This window comes from Streptomyces sp. NPDC092369 (assembly GCF_044755245.1).
Classification (GTDB): Bacteria; Actinomycetota; Actinomycetes; order Streptomycetales; family Streptomycetaceae; genus Streptomyces.
Map to the genome: position 1 here is coordinate 582,797 of NZ_JBIVQP010000003.1, position 23,125 is coordinate 605,921.

Consider the following 23,125-nt stretch of genomic DNA (forward strand, 5'->3'; position numbering starts at 1 on the left):
CGCGTTCACCGTTCCCCGAGTCCCCGTGGTTCTTCCTGCGCCTATCCTGGTTTCTCACGGGCCTCCCTGTCGGAAGACCGTATTTCTCCCTCCCACCAGGAAGAGGGGTCTTCCCGCGCGGGAGTGTGCCAACCCCTTCGACGAACCCACGGAGCACGATCCATGTACTTCACCGACCGCGGCATCGAGGAGCTGGAGAAGCGGCGCGGCGAGGAGGAAGTCACCTTCGAGTGGCTCGCCGAGCAGCTGCGGACGTTCGTCGATCTCAACCCGGACTTCGAGGTGCCGGTGGAGCGGCTGGCGACATGGCTGGCCCGGTTGGACGACGAGGACGACGAGTAGAGGTTCGTTCCGCGAAGGCGCCTTTCGGGGCGCCTTCCGCATGTCAGCAACGGCTTCCGCGTCTCCGCAGTGGGCGAGGCCGCTCCAGTCCTCACCGGCAGGGCTCCGGGGGCACTTCGGGCGACCTTCGGATGCACTTCGAGACCCTCACGAGGGCGTCTCCCAAGGCCCCTAGGAAGCCCATATCTCCCGAACGGGTGTCTTGACTTTCCTCGACCGCGATATATCGTGAATAGCGGAAGACGCGATATGGCGCGTCAGGACGGGGAGGTCAGGAACATGTCCGAGTGGTCCGTCGCAGAGCCGCGGAAGCTCACGTTCGACGAGCCCGTGCGAGAGCTGCACGTGCGAGTCGTCAACGGAACGGTGAACGTGGTGGGCACCGAGGAAGGTTCCGCCCGCCTGGAGGTCTCCCGGATCGAGGGACCTCCCCTGACAGTGACCCAGCGGGACGGCACCCTCACGGTCGCCTACGAGGACCTGCCCTGGAAGGGCTTCCTCAAGTGGCTCGACCGCAAGGGGTGGCGGCGCTCCGCCGTCGTCTCCCTGGCCGTTCCGGCGGACACGCGCGTCGAGGTGGGCGTGGTCGGTGCGGCGGCCGTCGTCTCCGGGCTCGACGGGCGCGCGGAGGTCAAGGGAGTCACCGGTGACACCACGCTGGTACGGCTCACCGGCCCGGTCCGCGCGGACACCGTCTCAGGGAACGTGGAGGCGCAGGCGCTCAGCGGCGACCTCCGTTTCAACTCCGTCTCCGGCGATCTGACCGTGGTCGAGGGCGCGGGTTCCTCCGTCAAGGCGGAGTCGGTGAGCGGCTCGATGATCGTCGACCTCGACCCGGCCGGGCGCCCGACCGACGTCAGCCTGACGAGCGTCTCCGGCGAGATCGCCATCCGGCTGCCGCATCCGGCGGACGCGGAGGTGGAGGCCAACACCGCGAGCGGCTCGGTGTCCAACGCCTTCGAGGACCTGCGGGTGAGCGGCCAGTGGGGCGCCAAGCGGATCACCGGCCGACTCGGCTCGGGCAGCGGCCGTCTGAAGGCGACCACCGTCTCGGGCTCCATCGCCCTGCTCCGACGACCGCCGACGGAGGACGGCCCCGAGGACGGGCCTTGGGACTCGACGCCGGACGGCTTCGAGGCGGAGGCTGACGGCTTCCAGGCGAAGGTTTCGGATGCGGCTTCGGATGCGGCTCCGGAAGTCGGTGACACGACCCGGAACGCCGACCTGCTGACCAAGGACGACAGCACGGACGACACCAAGGGCGCCACCGACGACGTCGACCCGTCGGCCGAACCTGACAGCAATTCGGGGGACAATTCCGTTTCCGGTCCGGGCGACGGCACGAGTGACGCCCCGACCGACGGTACGACCGACAAGAAGGTGCTCTGACATGCCCCCCGTCTTCGCCCACGGCCGCCTGCGCCTCTACCTGCTCAAGCTGTTGGACGAGGCCCCGCGCCACGGCTATGAGGTGATCCGCCTCCTCGAAGAACGGTTCCAGGGGCTGTACGCGCCGTCGGCGGGCACCGTCTACCCCCGTCTCGCCAAGCTGGAGGCGGAGGGCCTGGTCACCCACACCACCGAGGGCGGCCGCAAGGTGTACGCCATCACGGACGCCGGCCGCGCCGAACTCGCCGACCGCAGCGGCGAACTGGCCGACCTGGAGCTGGAGATCCGCGAGTCGGTCGCCGAGCTGGCCGCCGAGATCCGCGCCGACGTGCGCGGCGCGGCGGGCGACCTGCGGCGCGAGATGCGGGCCGCGGCGAGCGAGGCCCGCAGCGGTACCGGCGCCGGCGCCAAGAGCCGCGGCGACGGCGAACACGCCGGCCCCGCGGGTGACTTCGGTGACTTCACCGACAAGGAGTCCTGGCGCGTCGCCAAGGAGGAGATGCGGCGGGTCAAGCAGGAGTGGAAGGAGCAGGCCCGGCGGGCCAAGGACGAGAGCCGGCGGGCCCGCGACGAGGCCCAGCGGGCCCGGCGCCAGGCCAAGGAGGCGCAGGAGCGCGCCCGGGCCCAGGCGCAGGAGGAGCTGCAGCGCATCGGCAAGCGGGTGCAGGAGCAGGTGCAGGACCACTTCTCGCGGGGCGACTGGCCGACCGGGGTGCGCGAGGGGCTGACCGAACTGGCCAAGGAGTTCGGCGATTTCGGAAAGGACTTCGGCAAGGAGTTCGGGAAGGACTTCGGGTTCGGGCGAGGCGCCGCGGGGGCGGGCGCGGGCGCTGGAGCGGGTGCGGGTGCCGCCGGCACGCAGCCCGACTACTCGCAGACACCGGAGGACTTCCCGGCCGAGTACGAGCCGAGCTGGGCGCACGACGACTCGACGACCGGTGACGCGGCGCGTGACCTCGACCGGCTGCTCGACCGCTTCCGGGACGACATCCGCGACGCGGCCCGGGACCACGGAGTCACCGACGACCAACTGCGCGACGCCCGCCGCCACTTGTCGACGGCGGCGGCGCACATCGGGGCGATACTGCGTACGCCGAGGGCCTGAGCGGGGGAGCGGGACGGCACCAGGCGCACCGCACGGTGCGCCCGGCCGGCCCCTCACAAGCGCCGTCAGCCGCAGGAGCCGCCAGTCCCACGGCGCCCCTCACATGCACTGCCAGAGGAAGCGGCCCTCTTTGCCGTCCGGGGCGAGGAAGGCGTAACCGACGCCCGAGTCGCCGAAGTCGACGTCGAAGGGCAGTTTGCCGGAATCGAGCTGGACGACCAGGGACCAGCCGTCGCCGGGAGGCTCCTCGCCCTGGAGCCAGTGCGGTTCGACGCCGGGTCCACCGAGGTACTGCCAGGGCCTACGGTTCTCCCCGTCGCCGTCCTCCTCGGCCCCCTCGGCCTCGGCGGCACCCGGCACATGGTCGGCGCACGCACTCGGCCCCTCCGCCCGGTCGTCGACGGTCACGAACTCGGGGACGCGGCCGTCGGGTTGGACCACGAGCGCGTTCTCCCCGCCCTCCGGGTCGAAGGTGCCGTCGACGGAGTCGTTGCCGTCCCCCGTCATGAAGAGGTACGCGAGCCGACCGCCCGCCAGGGCGAACTGCCCGAGGAACTCCATCGGTCGCCCGGTCCCACGGGACAGCGGCCACTGGGGCTCCGCCAGCCACACCGGCTGCCCGCCCACCTTGGTCACCGCGTCCCGCACGGCCCCCTCCGCCGGGACGAGGACCAGCGGCACGGGCTCGGACATCGAGGACACCGGTTCGGACACGGTCATGGGCTCTCCTTCGAAGGACCAGGTCATTCTCGGCAGACCCAATCCCAGTACCCACCCCTGACTCCCCCACGGCCACATCTCCGCCGCCCGGTCCCGCCGCCGCGCCCGATCAGCCGGCCTTCGCCTCGCCGCCGCCGGCGCCCACCCCGTACAGCACCCGCGACAGCGACTCGTGCGTCACCCCGTGATCGGCGAGCACCTCGGCCGGTACGCCCGGCTGGACGGTGAGGGCCAGCAGCAGGTGTTCGTCGCCGACGTGCCGGTCGCCGTGGGCGACGGCGGTGCGCAGCGCTCGTACGAGGAGGTCCTTGGCACCCCGTTCGAAGGGCCGGCGCCCCAGGCCACGGCTGCCGCTCCCTCGACCACCGCTCCCCCGGCCACCGTCTCCCCGACTGCCGGTCCCCCCGCGGCCGTTCCCGCGGTCGCCGGACATCGCCCCGACGCCATGGACCTCCTCGATGCGGGCGACGATCTCCGAGACGTCGATGCCCAGTCCGGCGAGTGCCTCGGCCTCGGCCTGGGACAACCCGGCACGGCGTCGCGCCTCGGCCAGGGCCCGGCGTACGGACTCCTTGCGCTCGGGGTCGGTGACGCCGAGCGCGGCCAGGGCGCGCGGCTGCCTTCGCGGTCCAGCAGCGCGAGCAGTATGTGCTCGGCGTCCACGGACCGCGCCCCCGACCGTTCCGCCTGCTCCACCGCACCCTGGACCACCGTGCGGGCGTCCTTGGTGAACCGCTCGAACATCAATGCCTCCCGTACTTCTTGTGCACGGCCTGCCTGCTCACTCCGAGTTCCGCGGCGATCTCCTGCCACGACCAGCCCTGATTGCGGGCGTTGCGCACCTGCACCGCCTCCAACTGCTCAAGGAGTCGGCGCAGGGCACTGACGGCCCGTAGGCCGACCCGTGGGTCGCGATCGCCCGCGCGCTCGGCGAGATCCGTTGCTTCGGTCATGGTGTCAACTTACGTTGACGCCAGCCGCATGTCAACCACAGTTGACACACGCCGACGGCCGACCCGTCGTGCAGCACAGGTCGGCCGTCGCGCAGAAAGGGGAGCGGGGTCAGTCGTTGGTGAGGACGATCTTTCCGAACTGGTCGCCGGACGCCAGCCGTTCGAAGCCCTCGCGGGCCCGGTCCATCGGGAGGATCTCGTCGATGACGGGACGTACGCCGGTGGTGGCGCAGAAGGAGAGCAGGTCCTCCAGTTCGTCCTTGGTGCCCATCGTGGAGCCGACGACCTTGAGTTCGAGGAAGAAGATGCGGGTCAGTTCGGCGTGCGAGGGGCGGTCGCCGCTCGTCGCGCCGGAGATGACGACCGTGCCGCCGGGACGCAGGGACTTGATCGAGTGCGACCAGGTGGCCGCGCCGACCGTCTCGATGACGGCGTCCACACGTTGGGGCAGCCGCGCCCCCGGCTCCACCGCCTCGACCGCGCCGAGTTCCAGCGCCCGCTTCCGCTTGGCCTCGTCCCGGCTGGTGGCGAAGACCCGCAGCCCCGCGGCCTTGCCGAGCACGATCGCGGCGGTCGCGACACCGCCGCCGGCGCCCTGGACGAGGACCGAGTCGCCGGGACGTACCCCCGCGTTGGTGAAGAGCATGCGGTACGCCGTGAGCCAGGCCGTGGGCAGACAGGCGGCCTCCGCGAAGGAGAGTTCCTTCGGCTTGGGCAGGATGTTCCAGGTCGGGACGGCGACCTGCTCGGCGAAGGTGCCCTGGTAGCGCTCGGTGAGGATGGAACGGGGTTCCTTCGGGCCGACGCCGTGGCCGCTCTGGCCGATCACGGAGTGCAGGACGACCTCGTTGCCGTCCGCGTCGACACCGGCAGCGTCACAGCCGAGGATCATCGGCAGCCGGTCCTCCGGGAGACCGACGCCCCGGAGCGACCAGAGATCGTGATGATTGAGGGAGGCGGCCCTGACATCGACGGTGCTCCAGCCGGGACGGGCCTCGGGGGCGGGTCGGTCCCCCAGCTCCAGTCCGGCGAGCGGTTGGTCGCGGTCGATTCGGGCGGCGTAGACGGCGAACATGGCGTTGACGATAGGCTCCGCCGGTTGCGCGGGGAACCGGCGGACGCTGTGACACACGCCCTCTTGCGTCTTTCATCCTGTCCGGCGTTTGAGGACGAGGCCGCGTAGGACCGCAAGGCCGATGGGGGGCTGGGGGCGCAGCCCCCAGGACGCGCACCCCCACCGGCCCGCACAACCGAACCGTCAGCGACGGGCAACGCCCTCGGCCCGAGCAGCCGCGGCCACCGCCGACGTCACCGCCGGGGCGACCCGCTCGTCGAACGGCGACGGGATCACGTAATCCGCGGCGAGGTCATCCCCGACAACACCGGCCAGGGCCTCCGCCGCCGCGATCTTCATCCCCTCCGTGATCCGAGAAGCCCGCACCTGCAGCGCGCCGGCGAAGATGCCCGGGAACGCCAGCACGTTGTTGATCTGGTTCGGGAAGTCGGACCGCCCGGTCGCCACGACCGCCGCGTACTTGTGCGCGACGTCGGGGTGCACCTCGGGGTCCGGGTTGGCCATGGCGAACACGAACGAGCCCTCGGCCATGGAGGCGACGGCCGCCTCCGCGACCGTACCGCCGCTGACGCCGATGAAGACGTCGGCGCCGGACAGGGCGTCCTCCAGGGAGCCGGTCAGGCCCGCCTTGTTGGTGAAGCCGGCCACCTCGCGCTTGACGGAGGTCAGGTCGTCCCGGTCGGCCGAGACGACGCCCTTGCGGTCGGCGACCGCGACATCGCCGATGCCGGCCTCGACCAGCATCCTGGCGATGGCGACCCCGGCCGCGCCGGCGCCGGAGATGACCGCCCGCAGATCCGCGATGGACCTCCCACTCAGCCGCGCCGCGTTGCGCAGGGCGGCGAGCGTCACGACCGCCGTGCCGTGCTGGTCGTCGTGGAAGACCGGGATGTCCAGCCGTTCCTGGAGCTTGCGCTCGATCTCGAAGCACCGGGGCGCGGAGATGTCCTCCAGGTTGACGCCGCCGAAGGACGGGGCCAGCCGCACCACGGTCTCGACGATCTCGTCGACCTCGGTGCAGGCCAGCGCGATCGGCACCGCGTCGACGCCGCCGAACTGCTTGAACAGGATGGCCTTGCCCTCCATCACCGGCAGGGAGGCCTCCGGGCCGATGTCGCCGAGGCCGAGCACGGCCGTACCGTCGGTGACCACGGCCACCACGGACGACTTCCAGGTGTAGTCGTTGACCAGGTCCGGCTGCTCGGCGATGGCGGTGCACACCCGCGCGACGCCGGGCGTGTACGCCAGGGACAGGTCGTCCTTGTCACGGAGCGGCACGGTGGCCTGCACGGCCATCTTCCCGCCACGGTGGAGCGCGAACGCCGGGTCGATGGAATCGAGGGGCTCGGCCCCGCCGTCCTGGTCGGTATGGCCCGGCTTGTTGTCGCTGCGAGGATTGACGATCTCCGCTGCCACTTTGTTTTACCCCTTAAGTGTTCAATGGTTGAGGGTGGGCCACTTCGGGTGAGAAGTGGGCGGGACCGCGCATGCCCGCTCGATTGATGCGTACGGGTCATACGCGACGGGCGCGTCGCACACGCGCCCGGGGCCCCGGATGAGGGGTGTAAAGCACCTTCTTACCGGACGTCCCGCACCGAGGACGAGTCCATTCGGCGCAAGGTCACATCGCGGGTTGAGAAGGTCACATCTCGATGACAAGAATCGTCACGAAATAAGGGGACACGTCCTCGACAAGCCCCTGACCGGCGCTCAAACAGTGATCAACGCCTCGGGGCGCAGGTCCGCATCGTGGGATGCGCCGGAGATCTTCCGGCCGGAACAGTGGATTCCCGCAGATGGTCCGGACATGTCGTACCGAACCGGTGCGGTTCGGGGGTCACCCGTTATCCGATTTTGACATGGCTGGCACCTTGAACGGCTCAGTCCGAATGGCAAGATGCCGTAATCACACAAGGTCGCGACACCCGAAGCCGTGTGTTCTCGTCGACCCAACGGCACTGTCGACCTGTCGGCAAATCAACCCATCCGCCGGAGGAACCCAACATGACCGCACGCTCCACGCTTCGTACCACCGCCGCGCACCACCGCCTGGCCGCAGTGGGTGCGATCGCGGTCGCAGGCACTCTGCTGCTCGCCGGCTGCGGTGACCAGACCAAGGACAAGGACAGCTCCGACAGCGGCAGCGCGTCCACCAGCTCGGCCCCGCTGGCCGCCAAGCTCCCCCAGGCGATCCGCGACAAGGGCGTCGTCAAGGTCGGCTCCGACATCGCCTACGCGCCGGTCGAGTTCAAGGACAGCTCCGGCAAGACGGTCGGCATCGACCCGGACCTCGCGGACGCCATGGGCAAGCAGCTCGGCGTGAAGTTCCAGTTCGAGAACGGCACCTTCGACACCCTGATCACGGGTCTGCGCTCCAAGCGCTACGACATCGCCATGTCCGCGATGACCGACACCAAGGACCGCCAGGACGGCGTCGACTCCGAGACCGGCAAGAAGGTCGGCGAGGGCGTCGACTTCGTCGACTACTTCACCGCCGGTGTCTCGATCTACACCAAGAAGGGCGACGACCAGGGCATCAAGACCTGGGCCGACCTGTGCGGCAAGAAGATCGCGGTGCAGCGCGGCACGGTCTCCGAGGACCTCGCCAAGGCCGAGGCCAAGAAGTGTCCGAGCGGCAAGAAGCTGTCGATCGAGTCCTTCGACAACGACCAGCAGGCCCAGACCCGGGTCCGCTCGGGCGGCGCCCAGGCCGGCTCCTCCGACTTCCCGGTCACCGCGTACGCGGTGAAGACCTCCGGCGGCGGCAAGGACTTCCAGATCGTCGGCGAGCAGGTCGAGGCGGCTCCGTACGGCATCGCGGTCGCCAAGGACAACACCCAGCTGCGGGACGCCCTGCAGGCCGCCCTCGACGCGATCATCAAGAACGGCGAGTACGGCAAGATCATCCAGAAGTGGGGCGTCGCCGACGGCGCCGTCACCGCGGCCGCCGTCAACGGCGGCAAGTGACCGCGGCCGGCGGGCACTGAGAGGCAACAGCAGTGACAGCTGACATCGACAAGACGGCGGGGCCGCAGGACACTCCCCCGGCCGGACCGGAGGCCATCAAGGCCGTCCCGGTCCGGCACTACGGGCGGTACGTCTCCGCCGTCATCGCGATCGCCGTCCTGGTCGCGATCATCTACGCGTTCGGCCAGGGCAAGATCAACTGGAACGCCGTTCCGGACTATTTCTTCGACCACCGCATCCTCAAGGGCGTCGGCCAGACGATGCTCCTGACGCTGGTCTCGATGGTGATCGGCATCGCCGGCGGCATCCTGCTCGCCGTCATGCGCCTGTCGAAGAACCCGGTGACCTCGTCGATCGCCTGGTTCTACATCTGGTTCTTCCGGGGCACCCCGGTCCTGGTCCAGCTCTTCGTGTGGTTCAACCTGGGCCTGGTCTTCGAGTACATCAACCTCGGTCCGATCTACAAGAACTACTGGTCGGACTTCATGACGCCGTTCCTGACGGCGCTGCTCGGCCTCGGTCTCAACGAGGCCGCGTACATGGCGGAGATCTGCCGGGCCGGTCTGCTCTCGGTCGACGAGGGCCAGACCGAGGCCTCGCACGCCCTGGGCATGAGCCACGGCAAGACCCTGCGCCGGATCGTCATCCCGCAGGCGATGCGCGTGATCGTGCCGCCCACGGGCAACGAGGTCATCAACATGCTGAAGACCACCTCGCTGGTCTCGGCGGTCCAGTACTACGAACTCCTGCGCTACGCCCAGGACATCGGGCAGACCTCCGGCGCCCCGGTGGAGATGCTGTTCCTGGCCGCCGCCTGGTACCTGATCCTCACCTCGGTGCTGAGCGTGGGGCAGTACTACATCGAGCGGTACTACGCCCGCGGCTCCAGCCGCAGCCTGCCGCCGACGCCGTGGCAGCGGATCAGGACCAACCTGGCACCCGTGTTCAGCAGGAAGGGGGCCACGGCATGACCGAGCAGACGACGACGGCGCCCGTGTCCGACACCGGCGTCCCGATGGTCAAGGCCGAGGGCGTCCACAAGTCCTTCGGTCCCGTCGAGGTCCTCAAGGGCATCGACCTGGAGGTGAAGTCCGGCGAGGTCTTCTGCCTCATCGGCCCCTCCGGCTCCGGCAAGTCGACCTTCCTGCGGTGCATCAACCACCTGGAGAAGGTCAACGCCGGGCGGCTGTACGTCGACGGCGAGCTGGTCGGCTACCGCCAGCGGGGCGACAAGCTGTACGAGCTCAAGGACAGCGAGGTCGCGCTCAAGCGCCGGGACATCGGCATGGTCTTCCAGCGCTTCAACCTGTTCCCGCACATGACGGCGCTGGAGAACATCACCGAGGCGCCCATCCAGGTCAAGGGCGCGAGCAGGGCCGCCGCCCGGGAGCGCGCCGGGCAGCTCCTGGAGCGGGTGGGCCTGGCCGACAAGGCGGGCAGCTACCCCTCGCAGCTCTCCGGCGGCCAGCAGCAGCGCGTCGCCATCGCCCGGGCCCTGGCCATGGACCCGAAGCTGATGCTCTTCGACGAGCCGACCTCGGCCCTGGACCCGGAGCTGGTCGGTGACGTCCTCGACGTCATGCGCGACCTCGCCGAGTCCGGCATGACGATGATCGTCGTCACCCACGAGATGGGCTTCGCCCGCGAGGTCGGCGACAGCCTGGTCTTCATGGACGGCGGCGTGGTCGTCGAGTCCGGCAACCCGCGCGAGGTCCTGACCAACCCGCAGCACGAGCGGACGCAGTCGTTCCTGTCCAAGGTGCTGTAGCGGTACGACGGTGAAGGGGCGGTACGGAGATCTCCGTACCGCCCCTTTCCGCGTCGGCCGGGCTACTTGAGCGCGAGCAGCAGCGTGTCCGACGGCGAGCACCACACCGGACGCGCCTCCCCGAACCCCTTCTCGCGCAGCACGCGCGCGTGCCACTGGGCGGAGGGCATGTCGCCGTCCGCGTGGGCGCCGTAGATCTCGAAGCGGCGGGCGGTGGGGGCGGCGAGGACGGGGTCCTCGGCGGCGCGCTGCCACCACTCGGCCCAGTCGAGGGCGCCGTCGCGCAGGGCCTGGTCCATCTGTCGGTGACGTTGGCCGGATTCCGCCGCGTTGATGCGGGGTGTGGTGTCGTCGATCATGTGGTCGGCGTTCATGAAGACGCCGCCGTGGCGAACCAGTCCGGCGATCTGGCCGTAGAGGGTGGCGAGGGGTTCGGTGTGCAGCCAGTGCAGGGCCGTTGCGGTCAGGACGGCGTCGTACGACTCGTGGGGCAGCCGCGCGGGCCAGTCGGGGTCCTTGAGATCGGCCTCTACGAAGGTGACGCGGTCGTCGCCGTCGAAGGTGCCGCGGGCGATGGCGAGCAGGGCGGGGTCGAGGTCGACGCCGGTGCTGGTGGCGTTCGGGAAGCGGGCGAGCAGGCGGGCGGTGATGCTGCCGGTGCCGCAGGCGAGGTCGAGGACGCGGGGTTCGGGTCCCGCGAAGGCCTCGACCATGTCCAGCATGATCCGGAACCGCTCCTCGCGGTCCGGCATGTACCACTCCTGCTGCCGGTCCCAGCTCTCCTGCCAGGACTGCCAGTCGGTTCCGGTCGCAGTGGCCATGGAAACCCCTCTTCCCTTCAGCCGCGTAATACCCTGGATACACGACCGGCTGTTACCCGACCGCACCCACGACCATAGAGCGCCTCTGTAAGGACTACAAGTGGAACTGGCCTATTACTCGGATTACGCCGTACGTCTCGTCAACACCGAGGAGCCGGCCCGGGGGACGGACGGGCTGACCTCGGTCGAGGCCGTGCGGGAGCTGTTCGGCGCCAACCAGGAGTCGGCCCGGCGCACCACCGACGCCGACGTCACGCGCTTCCGTTCGGTCCGGGCGCGGCTGCGGGCGGTCTTCGAGGCGGCCGACGGCGGGGACGAGACGCTCGCGGTGAACCTGCTGAACTCGCTCCTGCTGGAGTTCCCGGTGAGCCCGCAGATCTCCGGCCACAACTTCCGGGACGACGACGGGCGCCCGCTGTGGCACATTCACCTGGCGGACCACCCGTCCAACGCGACCGCCGGCTACGCGGCCATCGCGGCGATGGGCCTGGCGTTCCACCTCACCGAGTACGGCGTCGACCGCCTGGGCCTGTGCGAGGCGCCCCCGTGCCGCAACGCCTACCTGGACACCTCGACCAACCGCTCCCGGCGCTACTGCTCCGACCGCTGCGCCACCCGCGCCAACGTGGCCGCCTACCGGGCCCGCAAGCGCCTGGAGGCCGACCGTCCGGACAGCACGGGCCGGGCCGCCGAGAGCACCCAGCGGGCCACCGCGAGCGGCGAGCGCTGATCCGGCTTGGGCGGCCGGTAGCGGAAGAGCACCTTGCCCAGCACCAGGTCCTCGGGGACGGCGCCGTAGTCGGTGCTGTCCCCGCCCGCGTAGGAGTTGTCACCGAGCACCCACCAGCCGCCGTCGCGGCGCTCCACCGCGCGCTTGACGACCAGCAGGTCCTGTTGGAACGGATGCCGCAGGACGACGACGTCACCGGGCCGGATCCTGGCCCCCCACCGCACCACGAGACGGTCCCCGTGGCGCAGTGTGGGCACCATCGACGGCCCGGTCACCTCCGCCACCCCGAAGGGCAGCAGCGCCCTTCCCCGCTCGATCTCCTGCGACAGCTCCGGCATCCCGGCACCTCCCCGGTCGTTCATCCACCAGTCTCAGTCTGACCCTGGACTTTTGTCCTAAGCCCTAGGGGGCACCCGCGAAATCAAGCTTCTCAGGGAGTAATGTCCCACCTGAGAAGACGATCACGAGGAAGGAATGCTCCATGCTTTCCCGCCTGTTTGCCCCCAAGGTGAAGGTCAGCGCGCACTGCGACCTGCCCTGCGGTGTGTACGACCCGGCCCAGGCCCGCATCGAGGCGGAGTCGGTGAAGGCCGTGCAGGACAAGATGGCCGCCAACGACGACCCGCACTTCCAGGCGCGCGCCACCGTCATCAAGGAGCAGCGCGCCGAGCTCGCGAAGCACCACGTCTCGGTGCTCTGGAGCGACTACTTCAAGCCCCCGCACTTCGAGAAGTACCCGGAGCTGCACCAGCTGGTCAACGACACCCTGAAGGCCCTCTCGGCCGCCAAGGCGTCCACCGACCCGGCGACCGGCCAGAAGGCCCTCGACTACATCGCCCAGATCGACAAGATCTTCTGGGAGACCAAGAAGGCCTGACGGACTTCCCGTCCACGGACCGGCGATCGGTGCACCATCGCGGGTCAGCGGGCACCCCGAAGGGGCCCGGCCGAAGTTCTGGCCGGGCCCCTTCGGCATGCGGAGAGACCTCAGGCGCTCTCGAAGATCCCCTGGTCGTCCTCGCCCGCCTCCAGCAGCCCGGCCGCCTCGCCCACGATGCGTGGGTCCGGGCTGCCGACGACCTCCTCGTCCTTGTCGTCGTAGTCGAAGCGGGCCAGCACGCTGCGCATGGCCTCGACGCGGGCGCGCTTCTTGTCGTTGCTCTTGACCACGGTCCAGGGGGCGTGTTCCGTGTCGGTCTCGCGGAACATGGCGACCTTGGCGGCGGTGTAGTCGTCCCAGAGGTCCAGGGACGCGAGGTCCATGGGGCTGAGCTTCCACTGCCGTACCGGGTCGACCTGGCGGATGGTGAAGCGGGTGCGCTGTTCGCCCTGGGAGACCGAGAACCAGAACTTGATGAGGTCCACGCCGTCGTCCGCGAGCATCCGCTCGAACAGCGGGGCCTGGCGCATGAAGCGCTGGTACTCGTCGTCCGAGCAGAAGCCCATGACCCGCTCGACGCCGGCCCGGTTGTACCAGGACCGGTCGAAGAGGACGATCTCGCCGGCGGTGGGGAGGTGCTGGACGTAGCGCTGGAAGTACCACTGGCCGCTCTCGCGTTCGGTGGGCTTCTCCAGGGCCACCACCCGTGCCCCGCGCGGGTTGAGGTGCTCCGTGAACCGCTTGATGGTGCCGCCCTTGCCGGCCGCGTCCCGTCCCTCGAAGACGATGACGAGCCGGCGGCCTGTCTCCTTGATCCAGCTCTGCAGCTTCAGCAGTTCGATCTGCTGGAGCCGCTTGTGCCAGTCGTACTCCTTGCGCTCCATGCGCTCCGAGTACGGGTAGTTCTCCCGCCAGGTGTCGACCGGGCTTCCGTCCGGCCGGATGAGCACGGGTTCGTCGGGGTCGCTGTAGTCGACCTTCAGGTCGGACAGCAGGGGTTGCGTCGTCATCCCGTCCTCCTCCTGTGGTGGGTCATCGAGTCAGTGGAACTGCGGCACGATCAGATAGATCCCGTACCCCACCACGGCAGCACATGCCAGGAAGCAGAGACCGGCCTGAGCGGCCCCGATGGTGGACGTACCCCCGCCATCGTCCCGCGCACCCTCGAATCGGGCGAGACCGAGGACGCCGAGGGCGAAGACGACGACCACGGCCACCGTGACGCCGATGCTCACCGCGGCGACCTGGCCGAGTGCGTTCCAGTCCAGATTCATGTCGGGTCTCCCTGGCTCAGGCGGCGGTGCCGACGGGGGTCGGTGCCGCGGTGCGGACGGCGACCTCGTGGTGGTCGTTGACGTTGTCGGCGCGCACCGGGTTGCGGCGCGAGAGGACGACGATGCCCGCGGCGACGGCGGCACCGACCAGCGCGACGACGACCGTGCCGAAGTTGCCCCCGTGCTTGACCGCGGCCGCCGAGATCCCGCCGACCAGGGCCGCGCACGGCAGCGTGATCAGCCAGGCGGCGGCCATGCGGCCGGCGACGCCCCAGCGGACCTCCGCGAGACGTCTGCCCAGACCCGCGCCGAGGATGCTGCCGGAGGCGACCTGCGTGGTGGACAGCGCGAAGCCGAGGTGGGCCGAGGTGAGGATGACGGTCGTGGAGGCCGTCTCCGCGGCGAAGCCCTGCGGGGACTGGATCTCGGTCAGACCCTTGCCCATGGTGCGGATGATGCGCCAGCCGCCGAGGTAGGTACCGAGGCCGATGGCGAGACCGGCGGCGGCGATGACCCACACCGGCGGGCTCGCGTCGTGGCCGAGGGCGCCCGCCGAGATCAGGGTCAGGGTGATGACGCCCATCGTCTTCTGGGCGTCGTTGGTGCCGTGGGCGAGCGAGACCAGCGAGGCCGAGGCGATCTGGCCGAGCCGGAAGCCCTTGGTCACCGAGTCCTTGCGGGCCCGGGTGGTGAGCTTGTACGCCAGGAAGGTCGCGATCAGGGCCGCGACACCCGCCACGATCGGCGAGGCGACGGCGGGGATCAGGATCTTCTCGACCACCTTGTCGAAGTGGACGCCGTCGGCCCCCGCGCCGACCCACACGGCGCCGATCAGGCCACCGAACAGCGCGTGCGAGGAACTGGACGGCAGGCCGACCAGCCAGGTCATCAGGTTCCACAGGATCGCGCCGATGAGACCGGCGAAGATCATCCCCGGCGTGACCAGGGTGTCGTCCACGATGCCGCCGGAGATCGTCCTGGCGACCTCCGTCGACAGGAAGGCGCCGACGATGTTGAGCACACCGCTGATGAGCACGGCGGTTCTCGGCTTGAGGGCACCGGTGGCGATGGAGGTGGCCATCGCGTTCGCGGTGTCGTGGAATCCGTTGGTGAAGTCGAAGGCCAGGGCCGTGACGATGACGACGGCCACGAGGAACGTGATGTGGTCCATTCCTTCATGGGAACAAGCGCTTCCGTACGGCAGGCGAACTCAAGGCAAAGGCAGGTACAGGACCCGGCGCCCGTGCAGTGTGGATCGTGCGATCCTGACAAGGTGAATCTCGACGACCTGGTTCGGCTGCGGCAGGCCCGCGACCGGATGGACCGCGAGTACGCCGAACCCCTCGATGTGGCCGCCCTCGCGAGCACCGCCCTGATGTCGCCGGGCCACTTCCAGCGCAGCTTCCGCGCCGCCTACGGCGAGACCCCGTACGGCTACCTCATGACCCGCCGGATCGAGCGCGCCAAGACGCTGCTGCGCCGCGGGGACCTCACGGTCACCGAGGTCTGCATGGCGGTCGGCTGCACCTCCCTCGGCTCCTTCAGCGCCCGCTTCACCGAGCTGGTGGGCGAGACGCCGAGTTCCTACCGGGCCCGCTCGCACGAGGAGAGCGCGGAGATCCCGCCCTGCGTGGCGCGGGCGTACACGCGCCCGCGACGGACGTGACGCCGTATCGACCTTAGGTTGGAGCCATGGACCTGAAACTGAGCAACTGTTTCATCGCCGTCGACGACCACGACAAGGCTGTCACCTTCTACTGCGACGTCCTGGGTCTGGAGATCCGCAACGACGTCAAGTACGAGGGGATGCGCTGGGTGACCGTCGGGTCGCCGCTGCAACCGGACGTGTCGATCGTCCTGGAGCCGCCCGCGGCCAACCCGGACCTCTCCCCGGCCGACCGCGAGGCCATGGAGCAGCTGCTGGCCAAGGGCATGCTGCGCGGGGTCAACTTCACCACCGAGGACTGCGACGCCCTCTTCGCGCGCGTCCGGGAATCCGGCGCCGACGTGATCCAGGAGCCGACGGACATGCCCTACGGAGTGCGTGACTGCGCGTTCCGGGACCCGGCGGGGAACATGCTGCGGTTCATGGAGCGGAAGGGATGAGCCCACAGGTCCTGTGGACCTACGCGTTCGTGGATCGACCGTACGAACTCTTCGGGCCCGCCTGCGAGTTCTGGACTGCCGTCACGGGCACGCGGCTCTCCGAGTTCCGTGGCGAGAAAGAGGAGTTCACGACTCTCCTGCACGACGGGGCCGACGCCTGCGTCAAGGTGCAGGGGGTCTCCTCGGGTCCGGGCGGTGCGCATCTCGACTTCCCCGTGGACGACGTGCGGGCATTCGCACGGTCGGCGCTGCGGCTCGGCGCGGAGACGGTCGCCGATCACGGGACGTGGGCCGTACTGCGGTCGCCTGCGGGGCAGTTGTTCTGCACCATGCCGTGGCGCGGGGAGGCCAGGCGCCCGCCCGTCGTCCGCGGCAGCCGCCTCGACCAGGTGTGCCTGGACCTCGCGCCGTCCGTCTTCGAGGCCGAAGTCGCCTTCTGGAGTGCCCTGTTGGCCGACTGGCAGTCGCAGCCCGGCTCACGCCCCGAGTTCCACGTGCTCAAGCCGCCGGCCGGCCTGCCGATCCGCATCCTGCTGCAACGCCTCGACGAGGAGCGGCCGGCCTCCGCCCATCTGGACCTGGCCTGCGCCGACATCGACGCCACTCGGGCCGAACACGAGCGCCTGGGCGCCGAGTCGGTGGCCCGCGCCCCCCACTGGACGGTGCTGCGCGACCCGACGGGCGGCCTGTACTGCCTGACCGGCCGGGACCCGGAGACGGGTGGACTGCCGACCGGGGGCGCTACGGCCGGGCCCTGAAGAAGCACAGGACACCCGCGTTCCCGTCCCGCTCGGCGGCCTCCGTGACCTGCGGGCACAGGCTCTCCCAGCCCTCCGGAAGGGACGGACTCGGGCTGCTCTCCCCCGGCCCGACCCGCGACGCCGACTCCGCCGCGTCGCGCAGCAGGAACGTCAGCCCGCCCCCGAGGACCACGACGACCGCCCACACCAGCAGCGCCCGGCGCCACACCCGACGGCGCGGTAAGCCGGTCACGTCCACGGCTCCACGTCGACGACCGCGGCCACCGGGATCGGCCCGTACACGTGCGGGAACTCCTCGCCGCCGGGCGTCGCGGACTCGAACTTCAGGGGTACGTCGAGCAGGTCGGGGTCGATGACCAGGACCACCAGGTCGTCCAGATCGGCGAAGAACGCGGCGGCGGTGCGCGGGAGTTGGGCTCGGGTGGAGCAGTGAACGAAGCCCTCCTCCCGGAGGGTCCGGCCACGCGTGGAGATCTCGTACGTTCCGGTCGCGCGGGCGGCGTCCCACAGGGCGCGTTCGGTCAGGTGCAGGATGGGCTCGGGCATGGCATCACGTTACGGGTCACGGCCCCGCCCCGACACAGCACGGCCCCGCCCCCGGCACCTCACGGCCCCAGCCGTGCCGCCCGCGCCCGCAGATACCGCTGCTCGGGCAGGCTCAGCGTCTGCCCGGCGGCCGACTCGTAGGCGGCGCGGGCCTCCTCGTACGCGCCCGCCCGCTCCAGGAGATGTCCGCGCACCGCGTCCGGGCGGTGGCCCAACTCGCCTTCCAGCACTGCGAGTTCGGCGAGTCCGGCGTACGGTCCTTCGACCATGGCGACGGCTACGGCACGGTTGAGGCGCTCGACGGGGCCCGGGACCAGGCGGATCAGCACCTCGTACAGGCCGAGGATCTGGTGCCAGTCGGTGGCCGCGGCTTCCGGTGCCTCGTCGTGCAGGGCGGCGACGGCCGCGCGTACCTGGTAGGGCCCGGCCGGTCCCCTGGCCAGCGCGCGGGTCACCAGGGCGACGCCCTCCTCGATCGCGGCCTTGTCCCAGCGCTCGCGGTCCTGTTCGTCGAGCGGGACGAGTTCGCCGTGCGGGCCGGTGCGGGCCTCGCGGCGGGCGTCGGTGAGCAGCATCAGGGCGAGCAGTCCGGCCACCTCGCCGTCCTCGGGCAGCAGTCGGTGGACGGTCCGGGTCAGCCGGATCGCCTCTCCGGACAGCTCGCGGCGCTGCAGGCTCGTACCGGAGGTCGCCGTGTAGCCCTCGTTGAAGATCAGGTAGAGGGTGTGCAGGACGGCGGGCAGCCGGCGGGGCCAGTCGTCCGGGCGGCCGAAGCGCACGCCGCACACCTTCGCCTTGGCCCGGCTGATGCGCTGGGCCATCGTCGGTTCGGGCACCAGGTACGCCCGGGCGATCTCGGCGGTGGTCAGGCCGCCGACCGCGCGCAGCGTGAGCGCGATCTGGGCCGGCGGGGGCAGGTCGGGGTGGCAGCACAGGAAGAGCAGCGAGAGGGTGTCGTCCTCGCGCGGGGCCCGGTCCTCCGCAGTGATCGGCGCGCGGGATTCGAGGGCCACCGCCTTCTCCTCGCGCGCCCGGCGGGCCTCGTCGGCGCGCAGCGCGTCCGTCAGCCGCCGTGAGGCGACCTTGATCAGCCAGCCGCGCGGGTTGTCGGGCACGCCCGCCGAGGGCCACTGCCCGGCCGCCGCGAGCAGCGCCTCCTGTACGGCGTCCTCGGCGGCGTCGAAATGACCGTACCGGCGCACCAGCGCGCCGAGGACCTGCGGCGCGTGGCGGCGCAGCAGGTCCTCGATGCCGGTGGTCCCAGTGGTGTCGCGCATCCGGCTCAGATGTCCCCGGAGCCGTCCTGAATGGGCCGGATGACCACCGCGCGGTTGACGGCGCCCTCGGGCTGGGGACAGCGGGTGACGCGGTCGGCGATCTCCGTGACGCGCTCCAGGCTCGCGCAGTCCAGGACCCAGTAGCCGGCCATCAGCTCCTTGGTCTCGCTGTACGGCCCGTCGGTGATCACGGCCTTGCCGTCCTCGCCGAGCGCCACCAGCCGGGTCTTCGCCGGCTCGGTCAGCCCCTGCGCGTCGATGAGCTCGCCCGACTCGGACAGGTCGTCGTTGATGGCGCCCATGTAGGCGAACATCGCCTGCATGTCGGCCTCGCTCCAGGCCGGGGAGCCCGGGGTGGGCTTGCCCTGCATGCCGTCGTAGTCCGCCTGTGTGCCCTGCACCATGACCAGGTACTTCATGAGTCCGCTCCTTCGGCTCGTGCCGCCCGGCCGTGGGCGGCTCTCACGGGGGACGTCGGAGCCGGATCCGGGTTCTCGACAGGGATGGGGTAACTACTCGGGAATTTTCTCCGGGGATTCTTCCTCCCGGTCCAGGAAGGTCTCGCACTTCGGGTTCTTGCAGGGTCCCGCCACCCAGCGCGGGACCCACGCGCCCAGCGTCTTGTGGCGCCGGACGACCGTCTCCACAGGCTGTCCGCAGGCCGGACAGACGTGCTCTGAGCTGTCCATGCCCTCAGCGTAGGACGGTCGGCGCTCGCGCGCGTGCGACGCGTCGCCCGCTCTTGCCGGCGGGCTCGCGTCAGCTGCGGGGTTCGCGCCACATCGGCCACATCCGCGGGCCGTCCGGCAGGTCGAGCGGGCGGCCGGTGAGCGCGAAGCCGAGGCGTTCGTACAGGGCGCGGCTGCGGGCGCTGCTCGCCTCCAGATACGCGTGCAGGCCCTCGCGGTCACAGCGGTCGAGTACGTGGCCGATGAGCGCGGCGCCGAGGCCCTGGCCCTGACGGCCCGGTGCGACGCCGATCATCCAGAGGTACTCGTGGGGGCGGTCGGTGGGGTGGATGTCCTGCGTCAGCCGGCCGATCAGCTCGACGCGCTCGTTGTCCGGGTCGACGGCGTCGCGCAGTTGGACGGGCCCGTCGTCCTCGCCTTCTTCACCTTCGGCCTCGGCGTGCTCCCCCGCGGGCACGGACATCCACAGCGCGCACGCGGCACCGTCCTCGGCGATGTCGATCCGGCCCTCGGCGAACACGATGTCCGTGAAGGCCGCCATCAGCCGGTGATGGGTCCTGCGGCGGTACTCCTCGCCGGGGAAGACCCAGTTGCTGACCGGATCCTCCTGGAAGGCCTCGTCCAGCAGCCGCACCACCAGCTCCCGGTCGCCCTCGCCCGCCGTCCGGATCACCACGCCCATGGATCGCCCCACCCCTCGTCTCAACCAGCCTTGGCTGTACGGGCGTTGACCCTATCGAGTGTGTGGGGGCGCACAAGGGCGGGCCCCGCACACCGTGGGGATGTGCGGGACCCGCCCGAACCGGGCCCGACGCCGACCGCGCGGGGTCAGGAGCCGCACGATCGGTCACTCGGTCCCGGGGTCCGGATACCTGCCCAGAACCTGCCTCCGCTATCTGTCCGGTGGCTGTCCGGTATCCGCCTCCGCGCTCAACTGCTGCGCCGCGTGACGAACTCCGCCAGCGCCAGCAGCCCGCCCGCCGATTCCGGGTCGGCGACCGCGCGGGTCAGTTCGTCCATCGCGCGGGCCATTCGGTCGGCCGCCTGGACCTGCGCCCAGTCGCGTCCGCCGGCCCGCTCCACGGCCCGTACCGTCCGCTCCAGGTCCTCCTTGGCGTAAGGGAGTTCGTACAGCCGGGCCAGCTCCGTCGCCGCCGGGGTGCCCGAGGTGAGCGCGGCGACGACGGGCAGGGACTTCTTACGGACGGCCAGGTCCGCACCGGCCGGCTTGCCGGTGCGCTTCGGGTCGCCCCATATGCCGATGACGTCGTCGATCAGCTGGAAGGCGAGCCCGGCCTGACGGCCGAACGCGTCCAGCGCCTCGACGTCCTCGTCCGGCGCCCCCGCGTACAGCGCCCCCAGGGCGCACGCACACCCCAGCAGGGCGCCCGTCTTGGCCTCGGCCATCGTGAGCACCTCGTCGAGGGTGACCTCACCGGGGTGCCGCTGCTCCAGCGCCGTGTCCGCGTGCTGTCCCGCGCACAACTCGACGACACAGGCCGCGAGTCGGGCGGCCGCCGCCGAGGACGCCGGGTGCGGGTCCTCGGCGAGCAGCCCCAGCGCGAGTGCCTGCAGGGCGTCCCCGGCGAGGATCGCGTCGGCGTCGCCGAACACGGTCCACGCGGTGGGCCGGTGCCTGCGGGTGGTGTCGCGGTCCATCACGTCGTCGTGCAGCAGCGTGAAGTTGTGCACCAACTCCACTGCGGCGGCTGCCCGTACGGCCGAATCCCGCGCCCTCGGTCCGCCGAGGGCGGCGGCCGCGGTGAGGACCAGCGCCGGGCGTATCGCCTTGCCCGCGCTGCCCGCCGCCGGTGTGCCGTCCGCGTGTTCCCAGCCGAAGTGGTAGAGCGCGATCCGGCGCATGGAGCCGGGCAACGAGTCGATGGCGGCGCGCAGTTCGGGGTCGACGGACGCCCGGGTGCGCTCCAGGATCACTGTCGCCTCGTGCCCGTCGACCGGCGGCCCCGCGACGGACGGCCGCTCGGCCCCCGTGCGTTGCTCCCCGGTCGACTGCTCCGCCGTCGTGAACTCGGCCATGGGATCTCCCTCGGTCAGTCCGCGGACGGTGGAGCTTCCGCTTCCGCTGGGCGCGTACGACCGAGATCTACCCTCACCGACCGGCGCGGACACGGCACGGAGGTGCAGAAACGTCACCTCCAGCGGCCGATCTCGACGTTCTCCAGCACGCCGAGCGCGTCGGGCACCAGGACCGCGGCCGAGTAGTACGCCGTCACCAGGTAGTTGATGATCGCCTGTTCGTTGATGCCCATGAAGCGCACGGACAGGCTCGGCTCGATCTCGTCCGGGATGCCGGCCTGCTGCAGACCGATCACGCCCTGCTCGGCCTCGCCGGTGCGCATCGCGATGATCGAGGTCGTACGGGCCTCGCTGACCGGGATCTTGTTGCACGGGTAGATCGGCACACCGCGCCAGGTCGGGATGCGGTTTCCGGCCACCTCGATGGTCTCCGGGACCAGTCCGCGCTTGTTCAGCTCGCGGCCGAACGCGGAGATCGCGCGCGGGTGGGCGAGCAGCAGCTTGGTGCCGCGCCGCCGGGAGAGCAGCTCGTCCAGGTCGTCGGGGCTGGGCACGCCGTCGTGCGGCTGGAGGCGCTGGTCGTACTCGCAGTTGTTGAGCAGTCCGAACTCGCGGTTGTTGACCAGCTCGTGCTCCTGGCGCTCCTTCAACGCCTCGACCGTCAGCCGCAGCTGCTGCTCGGTCTGGTTCATCGGCTGGTTGTAGAGGTCGGCCACGCGCGAGTGGATGCGCAGGACGGTCTGCGCGATGCTCAGCTCGTACTCGCGCGGCCGGGCGTCGTAGTCGACGAAGGTGTGCGGGATGTCCGGCTCGCCGGAGTGGCCGGCCGCGAGGTCGACCTCCTTCTCGCCGAACTTGTTGGTGCGCTGCTCCGGGATCGAGCGCGCGTGCTGGAGGTGCTCGCGCAGGGAGTCGGAGCGCTCGGCGACCATCTCGACGTCCGAGCGGGTCAGGGTCAGCACCGTGCAGGCGGTGACCGCGCGGGCCGTGCACTCCCAGATGGCGTCCGGGCCCAGCAGGGCCGCCTCGCCGAAGTAGGCGCCGTCGGCGAGCACCCCGAGGACCGCGTCGTCGCCGTAGGGGCCCTGGCCGATCTTCTCGACCCGGCCGTGCGCCAGCAGGTAGACCTCGTCGGTCGCGCTGCCGAACTCGGCGATCACCTCGCCCGCCGCGATCTCCCGCTGCCGGCAGCGCTGGGCGAGTTCGGCGAGCACCTCCTCGTCCTCGTAGGAGCGCAGGACGGGCAGTTCGCCCAGCTCGGCGGGGATGACCTCGACCCGGTCCCCGGTCTTCACGAAGGTGACACGGCCGTCCCCCACGGCGTAGCTCAGTCGCCGGTTCACCCGGTACGTACCGCCCTGGACGTTCACCCACGGCAGCATGCGCAGCAGCCAGCGCGAGCTGATCTCCTGCATCTGCGGCGCGGACTTGGTCGTGGTGGCCAGGTTCCGCGCGGCAGCCGTGCCGAGACTCTGCTGCGGCTTGCCCTGCTCCGTACGGACCTCTTCGCCTACCGACATATGAGAATTGCCCTCCCGGTCTGCACCGGCGCCGATCAGCGCCGGAGCATCGATGTGCACGGGCAACCCTTCCATCACGGAGCGTGCCGGTGCTATTACACGAAAGAGCGGGAATGGATCACCGGGGGCTGGGCAGAGGCGGACGCATAGTCGATTGGCACGTCG

Annotated in this window: 28 protein-coding genes and 1 pseudogene; 11 read left to right on the forward strand and 18 right to left on the reverse strand. The window is 70.5% G+C overall.

Going from position 1 to position 23,125, the window contains the following annotated elements; genetic code table 11:
• Positions 1–162 precede the first annotated feature (162 nt).
• The 3 genes from ACIQI8_RS19490 (at position 163) to ACIQI8_RS19500 (ending at position 2,836) form a co-directional block, all read left to right on the forward strand.
• A complete protein-coding gene (locus tag ACIQI8_RS19490) occupies positions 163–342 on the forward strand; it encodes a DUF6104 family protein (protein WP_003992906.1) in 180 nt (59 codons plus the stop codon).
• 279 nt (positions 343–621) lie between these two features.
• A complete protein-coding gene (locus tag ACIQI8_RS19495) occupies positions 622–1,731 on the forward strand; it encodes a DUF4097 family beta strand repeat-containing protein (protein ID WP_402351796.1) in 1,110 nt (369 codons plus the stop codon).
• A gap of 1 nt (position 1,732) precedes the next feature.
• Entirely contained in the window at positions 1,733–2,836 is a 1,104-nt protein-coding gene (locus ACIQI8_RS19500; protein ID WP_402351799.1) for a helix-turn-helix transcriptional regulator, read from the forward strand.
• Positions 2,837–2,935: 99 nt separating this feature from the next.
• Here ACIQI8_RS19500 and ACIQI8_RS19505 read toward each other — a convergent pair whose 3' ends face one another.
• The 5 genes and pseudogenes from ACIQI8_RS19505 to ACIQI8_RS19525 form a co-directional block, all read right to left on the reverse strand.
• Positions 2,936–3,556, reverse strand: a complete 621-nt coding sequence (locus ACIQI8_RS19505) for a hypothetical protein (protein WP_402351802.1) — start codon at positions 3,554–3,556, stop codon at positions 2,936–2,938.
• 109 nt (positions 3,557–3,665) lie between these two features.
• Positions 3,666–4,300, reverse strand: a pseudogene (locus tag ACIQI8_RS19510) (Clp protease N-terminal domain-containing protein).
• The gene (locus ACIQI8_RS19515) at positions 4,300–4,509 is read right to left on the reverse strand and encodes a helix-turn-helix domain-containing protein (RefSeq protein ID WP_123997798.1); all 210 of its coding nucleotides are present in this window, start codon (positions 4,507–4,509) and stop codon (positions 4,300–4,302) included. The pseudogene ACIQI8_RS19510 and the gene ACIQI8_RS19515 overlap by 1 nt, the downstream one beginning before the upstream one ends.
• Before the next feature lie 109 nt (positions 4,510–4,618).
• Positions 4,619–5,584 carry a zinc-binding dehydrogenase gene (locus ACIQI8_RS19520; protein WP_402351805.1) on the reverse strand — a complete coding sequence of 322 codons (966 nt, stop codon included), beginning with the start codon at positions 5,582–5,584 and terminating at the stop codon, positions 4,619–4,621.
• 183 nt (positions 5,585–5,767) lie between these two features.
• On the reverse strand, positions 5,768–7,000 hold the full coding sequence (locus tag ACIQI8_RS19525) for an NADP-dependent malic enzyme (RefSeq protein WP_402351808.1): 1,233 nt from the start codon (positions 6,998–7,000) through the stop codon (positions 5,768–5,770).
• A 588-nt stretch (positions 7,001–7,588) separates the two neighbouring features.
• Here ACIQI8_RS19525 and ACIQI8_RS19530 point away from each other — a divergent pair.
• From ACIQI8_RS19530 to ACIQI8_RS19540, 3 genes are read left to right on the forward strand one after another with little or no spacing between them, the layout of a single operon-like run.
• Positions 7,589–8,551, forward strand: a complete 963-nt coding sequence (locus ACIQI8_RS19530) for an ABC transporter substrate-binding protein (protein WP_402351811.1) — start codon at positions 7,589–7,591, stop codon at positions 8,549–8,551.
• A 32-nt stretch (positions 8,552–8,583) separates the two neighbouring features.
• Positions 8,584–9,522 (forward strand): amino acid ABC transporter permease, encoded by a 939-nt coding sequence (locus ACIQI8_RS19535; protein ID WP_402351814.1) that lies wholly within the window; start codon positions 8,584–8,586, stop codon positions 9,520–9,522.
• 44 nt (positions 9,523–9,566) lie between these two features.
• On the forward strand, positions 9,567–10,319 hold the full coding sequence (locus tag ACIQI8_RS19540; RefSeq protein WP_402354002.1) for an amino acid ABC transporter ATP-binding protein: 753 nt from the start codon (positions 9,567–9,569) through the stop codon (positions 10,317–10,319).
• Between the two features lie 62 nt (positions 10,320–10,381).
• Here ACIQI8_RS19540 and ACIQI8_RS19545 read toward each other — a convergent pair whose 3' ends face one another.
• Positions 10,382–11,140 carry a class I SAM-dependent methyltransferase gene (locus tag ACIQI8_RS19545; protein ID WP_402351817.1) on the reverse strand — a complete coding sequence of 253 codons (759 nt, stop codon included), beginning with the start codon at positions 11,138–11,140 and terminating at the stop codon, positions 10,382–10,384.
• 100 nt (positions 11,141–11,240) lie between these two features.
• On the opposite strand from ACIQI8_RS19545, the gene ACIQI8_RS19550 reads away from it, so the two are divergent.
• A complete protein-coding gene (locus ACIQI8_RS19550) occupies positions 11,241–11,870 on the forward strand; it encodes a CGNR zinc finger domain-containing protein (RefSeq protein WP_402351820.1) in 630 nt (209 codons plus the stop codon).
• Here ACIQI8_RS19550 and sodX read toward each other — a convergent pair.
• Complete coding sequence (sodX, locus tag ACIQI8_RS19555; RefSeq protein WP_402351824.1) at positions 11,774–12,208, reverse strand: nickel-type superoxide dismutase maturation protease; 435 nt, start codon at positions 12,206–12,208, stop codon at positions 11,774–11,776. The two genes, ACIQI8_RS19550 and sodX, sit on opposite strands and share 97 nt — an antisense overlap.
• A 143-nt stretch (positions 12,209–12,351) precedes the next feature.
• On the opposite strand from sodX, the gene sodN reads away from it, so the two are divergent.
• Positions 12,352–12,747 carry a superoxide dismutase, Ni gene (sodN, locus tag ACIQI8_RS19560; protein WP_019075224.1) on the forward strand — a complete coding sequence of 132 codons (396 nt, stop codon included), beginning with the start codon at positions 12,352–12,354 and terminating at the stop codon, positions 12,745–12,747.
• Positions 12,748–12,857: 110 nt separating this feature from the next.
• Here the strand turns inward: sodN and ppk2 are convergent, their stop codons facing one another.
• Genes ppk2 through ACIQI8_RS19575 form a run of 3 tightly spaced genes read right to left on the reverse strand, consistent with a single transcriptional unit; the run spans position 12,858 to position 15,195 of the window.
• Positions 12,858–13,760, reverse strand: a complete 903-nt coding sequence (gene ppk2 / locus ACIQI8_RS19565) for a polyphosphate kinase 2 (RefSeq protein WP_402351827.1) — start codon at positions 13,758–13,760, stop codon at positions 12,858–12,860.
• A gap of 30 nt (positions 13,761–13,790) precedes the next feature.
• Positions 13,791–14,024 carry a hypothetical protein gene (locus tag ACIQI8_RS19570; protein WP_402351830.1) on the reverse strand — a complete coding sequence of 78 codons (234 nt, stop codon included), beginning with the start codon at positions 14,022–14,024 and terminating at the stop codon, positions 13,791–13,793.
• 16 nt (positions 14,025–14,040) lie between these two features.
• Positions 14,041–15,195: an anion permease gene (locus tag ACIQI8_RS19575; protein WP_402351833.1), complete on the reverse strand. Its 1,155-nt coding sequence runs from the start codon at positions 15,193–15,195 to the stop codon at positions 14,041–14,043.
• A 102-nt stretch (positions 15,196–15,297) separates the two neighbouring features.
• Here ACIQI8_RS19575 and ACIQI8_RS19580 point away from each other — a divergent pair, with 102 nt between their 5' ends.
• From ACIQI8_RS19580 to ACIQI8_RS19590, 3 genes are read left to right on the forward strand one after another with little or no spacing between them, the layout of a single operon-like run.
• Positions 15,298–15,690: a helix-turn-helix transcriptional regulator gene (locus tag ACIQI8_RS19580; protein ID WP_402351836.1), complete on the forward strand. Its 393-nt coding sequence runs from the start codon at positions 15,298–15,300 to the stop codon at positions 15,688–15,690.
• A 26-nt stretch (positions 15,691–15,716) separates the two neighbouring features.
• Positions 15,717–16,130, forward strand: a complete 414-nt coding sequence (locus ACIQI8_RS19585) for a VOC family protein (RefSeq protein ID WP_402351839.1) — start codon at positions 15,717–15,719, stop codon at positions 16,128–16,130.
• Positions 16,127–16,888, forward strand: a complete 762-nt coding sequence (locus ACIQI8_RS19590) for a VOC family protein (protein ID WP_402351842.1) — start codon at positions 16,127–16,129, stop codon at positions 16,886–16,888. The genes ACIQI8_RS19585 and ACIQI8_RS19590 overlap by 4 nt, the downstream gene beginning before the upstream one ends.
• On the opposite strand, the gene ACIQI8_RS19595 is transcribed toward ACIQI8_RS19590, so the two are convergent.
• The 8 genes from ACIQI8_RS19595 to ACIQI8_RS19630 form a co-directional block, all read right to left on the reverse strand.
• Positions 16,872–17,123: a hypothetical protein gene (locus ACIQI8_RS19595; RefSeq protein ID WP_402351845.1), complete on the reverse strand. Its 252-nt coding sequence runs from the start codon at positions 17,121–17,123 to the stop codon at positions 16,872–16,874. The genes ACIQI8_RS19590 and ACIQI8_RS19595 overlap by 17 nt on opposite strands.
• The gene (locus ACIQI8_RS19600) at positions 17,120–17,437 is read right to left on the reverse strand and encodes a DUF952 domain-containing protein (RefSeq protein ID WP_402351848.1); all 318 of its coding nucleotides are present in this window, start codon (positions 17,435–17,437) and stop codon (positions 17,120–17,122) included. Before ACIQI8_RS19600 ends, ACIQI8_RS19595 begins: the two co-directional genes overlap by 4 nt.
• A 59-nt stretch (positions 17,438–17,496) precedes the next feature.
• Positions 17,497–18,714, reverse strand: a complete 1,218-nt coding sequence (locus ACIQI8_RS19605; protein ID WP_402351851.1) for an RNA polymerase sigma factor — start codon at positions 18,712–18,714, stop codon at positions 17,497–17,499.
• A gap of 5 nt (positions 18,715–18,719) precedes the next feature.
• On the reverse strand, positions 18,720–19,133 hold the full coding sequence (locus tag ACIQI8_RS19610; RefSeq protein WP_402351854.1) for a YciI family protein: 414 nt from the start codon (positions 19,131–19,133) through the stop codon (positions 18,720–18,722).
• Between the two features lie 93 nt (positions 19,134–19,226).
• Entirely contained in the window at positions 19,227–19,403 is a 177-nt protein-coding gene (locus ACIQI8_RS19615) for a hypothetical protein (protein WP_402351857.1), read from the reverse strand.
• 70 nt (positions 19,404–19,473) lie between these two features.
• Positions 19,474–20,085 carry a GNAT family N-acetyltransferase gene (locus tag ACIQI8_RS19620; RefSeq protein WP_402351860.1) on the reverse strand — a complete coding sequence of 204 codons (612 nt, stop codon included), beginning with the start codon at positions 20,083–20,085 and terminating at the stop codon, positions 19,474–19,476.
• A 248-nt stretch (positions 20,086–20,333) separates the two neighbouring features.
• The gene (locus ACIQI8_RS19625) at positions 20,334–21,440 is read right to left on the reverse strand and encodes a family 2 encapsulin nanocompartment cargo protein polyprenyl transferase (RefSeq protein WP_402351863.1); all 1,107 of its coding nucleotides are present in this window, start codon (positions 21,438–21,440) and stop codon (positions 20,334–20,336) included.
• Positions 21,441–21,553: 113 nt separating this feature from the next.
• A complete protein-coding gene (locus ACIQI8_RS19630) occupies positions 21,554–22,960 on the reverse strand; it encodes a family 2B encapsulin nanocompartment shell protein (RefSeq protein ID WP_402354005.1) in 1,407 nt (468 codons plus the stop codon).
• Positions 22,961–23,125: the final 165 nt, after the last annotated feature.

What these genes read in the sequence shown, in the direction of transcription:
- ACIQI8_RS19625 (WP_402351863.1), bottom strand. Translation starts at nt 21,440, where the DNA reads ATGGCCGAGTTCACGACGGCGGAGCAGTCGACCGGGGAGCAACGCACG.
- ACIQI8_RS19590 (WP_402351842.1), top strand. Translation starts at nt 16,127, where the DNA reads ATGAGCCCACAGGTCCTGTGGACCTACGCGTTCGTGGATCGACCGTAC.
- ACIQI8_RS19540 (WP_402354002.1), top strand. Translation starts at nt 9,567, where the DNA reads ATGGTCAAGGCCGAGGGCGTCCACAAGTCCTTCGGTCCCGTCGAGGTC.
- ACIQI8_RS19495 (WP_402351796.1), top strand. Translation starts at nt 622, where the DNA reads ATGTCCGAGTGGTCCGTCGCAGAGCCGCGGAAGCTCACGTTCGACGAG.
- sodN (WP_019075224.1), top strand. Translation starts at nt 12,352, where the DNA reads ATGCTTTCCCGCCTGTTTGCCCCCAAGGTGAAGGTCAGCGCGCACTGC.
- ACIQI8_RS19605 (WP_402351851.1), bottom strand. Translation starts at nt 18,714, where the DNA reads ATGCGCGACACCACTGGGACCACCGGCATCGAGGACCTGCTGCGCCGC.
- ACIQI8_RS19570 (WP_402351830.1), bottom strand. Translation starts at nt 14,024, where the DNA reads ATGAATCTGGACTGGAACGCACTCGGCCAGGTCGCCGCGGTGAGCATC.
- ACIQI8_RS19585 (WP_402351839.1), top strand. Translation starts at nt 15,717, where the DNA reads ATGGACCTGAAACTGAGCAACTGTTTCATCGCCGTCGACGACCACGAC.
- sodX (WP_402351824.1), bottom strand. Translation starts at nt 12,208, where the DNA reads ATGCCGGAGCTGTCGCAGGAGATCGAGCGGGGAAGGGCGCTGCTGCCC.
- ACIQI8_RS19490 (WP_003992906.1), top strand. Translation starts at nt 163, where the DNA reads ATGTACTTCACCGACCGCGGCATCGAGGAGCTGGAGAAGCGGCGCGGC.
- ACIQI8_RS19520 (WP_402351805.1), bottom strand. Translation starts at nt 5,584, where the DNA reads ATGTTCGCCGTCTACGCCGCCCGAATCGACCGCGACCAACCGCTCGCC.
- ACIQI8_RS19630 (WP_402354005.1), bottom strand. Translation starts at nt 22,960, where the DNA reads ATGTCGGTAGGCGAAGAGGTCCGTACGGAGCAGGGCAAGCCGCAGCAG.
- ACIQI8_RS19545 (WP_402351817.1), bottom strand. Translation starts at nt 11,140, where the DNA reads ATGGCCACTGCGACCGGAACCGACTGGCAGTCCTGGCAGGAGAGCTGG.
- ACIQI8_RS19505 (WP_402351802.1), bottom strand. Translation starts at nt 3,556, where the DNA reads ATGACCGTGTCCGAACCGGTGTCCTCGATGTCCGAGCCCGTGCCGCTG.
- ACIQI8_RS19515 (WP_123997798.1), bottom strand. Translation starts at nt 4,509, where the DNA reads ATGACCGAAGCAACGGATCTCGCCGAGCGCGCGGGCGATCGCGACCCA.
- ACIQI8_RS19610 (WP_402351854.1), bottom strand. Translation starts at nt 19,133, where the DNA reads ATGAAGTACCTGGTCATGGTGCAGGGCACACAGGCGGACTACGACGGC.
- ACIQI8_RS19600 (WP_402351848.1), bottom strand. Translation starts at nt 17,437, where the DNA reads ATGCCCGAGCCCATCCTGCACCTGACCGAACGCGCCCTGTGGGACGCC.
- ACIQI8_RS19575 (WP_402351833.1), bottom strand. Translation starts at nt 15,195, where the DNA reads ATGGACCACATCACGTTCCTCGTGGCCGTCGTCATCGTCACGGCCCTG.
- ACIQI8_RS19530 (WP_402351811.1), top strand. Translation starts at nt 7,589, where the DNA reads ATGACCGCACGCTCCACGCTTCGTACCACCGCCGCGCACCACCGCCTG.
- ACIQI8_RS19500 (WP_402351799.1), top strand. Translation starts at nt 1,733, where the DNA reads ATGCCCCCCGTCTTCGCCCACGGCCGCCTGCGCCTCTACCTGCTCAAG.
- ppk2 (WP_402351827.1), bottom strand. Translation starts at nt 13,760, where the DNA reads ATGACGACGCAACCCCTGCTGTCCGACCTGAAGGTCGACTACAGCGAC.
- ACIQI8_RS19615 (WP_402351857.1), bottom strand. Translation starts at nt 19,403, where the DNA reads ATGGACAGCTCAGAGCACGTCTGTCCGGCCTGCGGACAGCCTGTGGAG.
- ACIQI8_RS19620 (WP_402351860.1), bottom strand. Translation starts at nt 20,085, where the DNA reads ATGGGCGTGGTGATCCGGACGGCGGGCGAGGGCGACCGGGAGCTGGTG.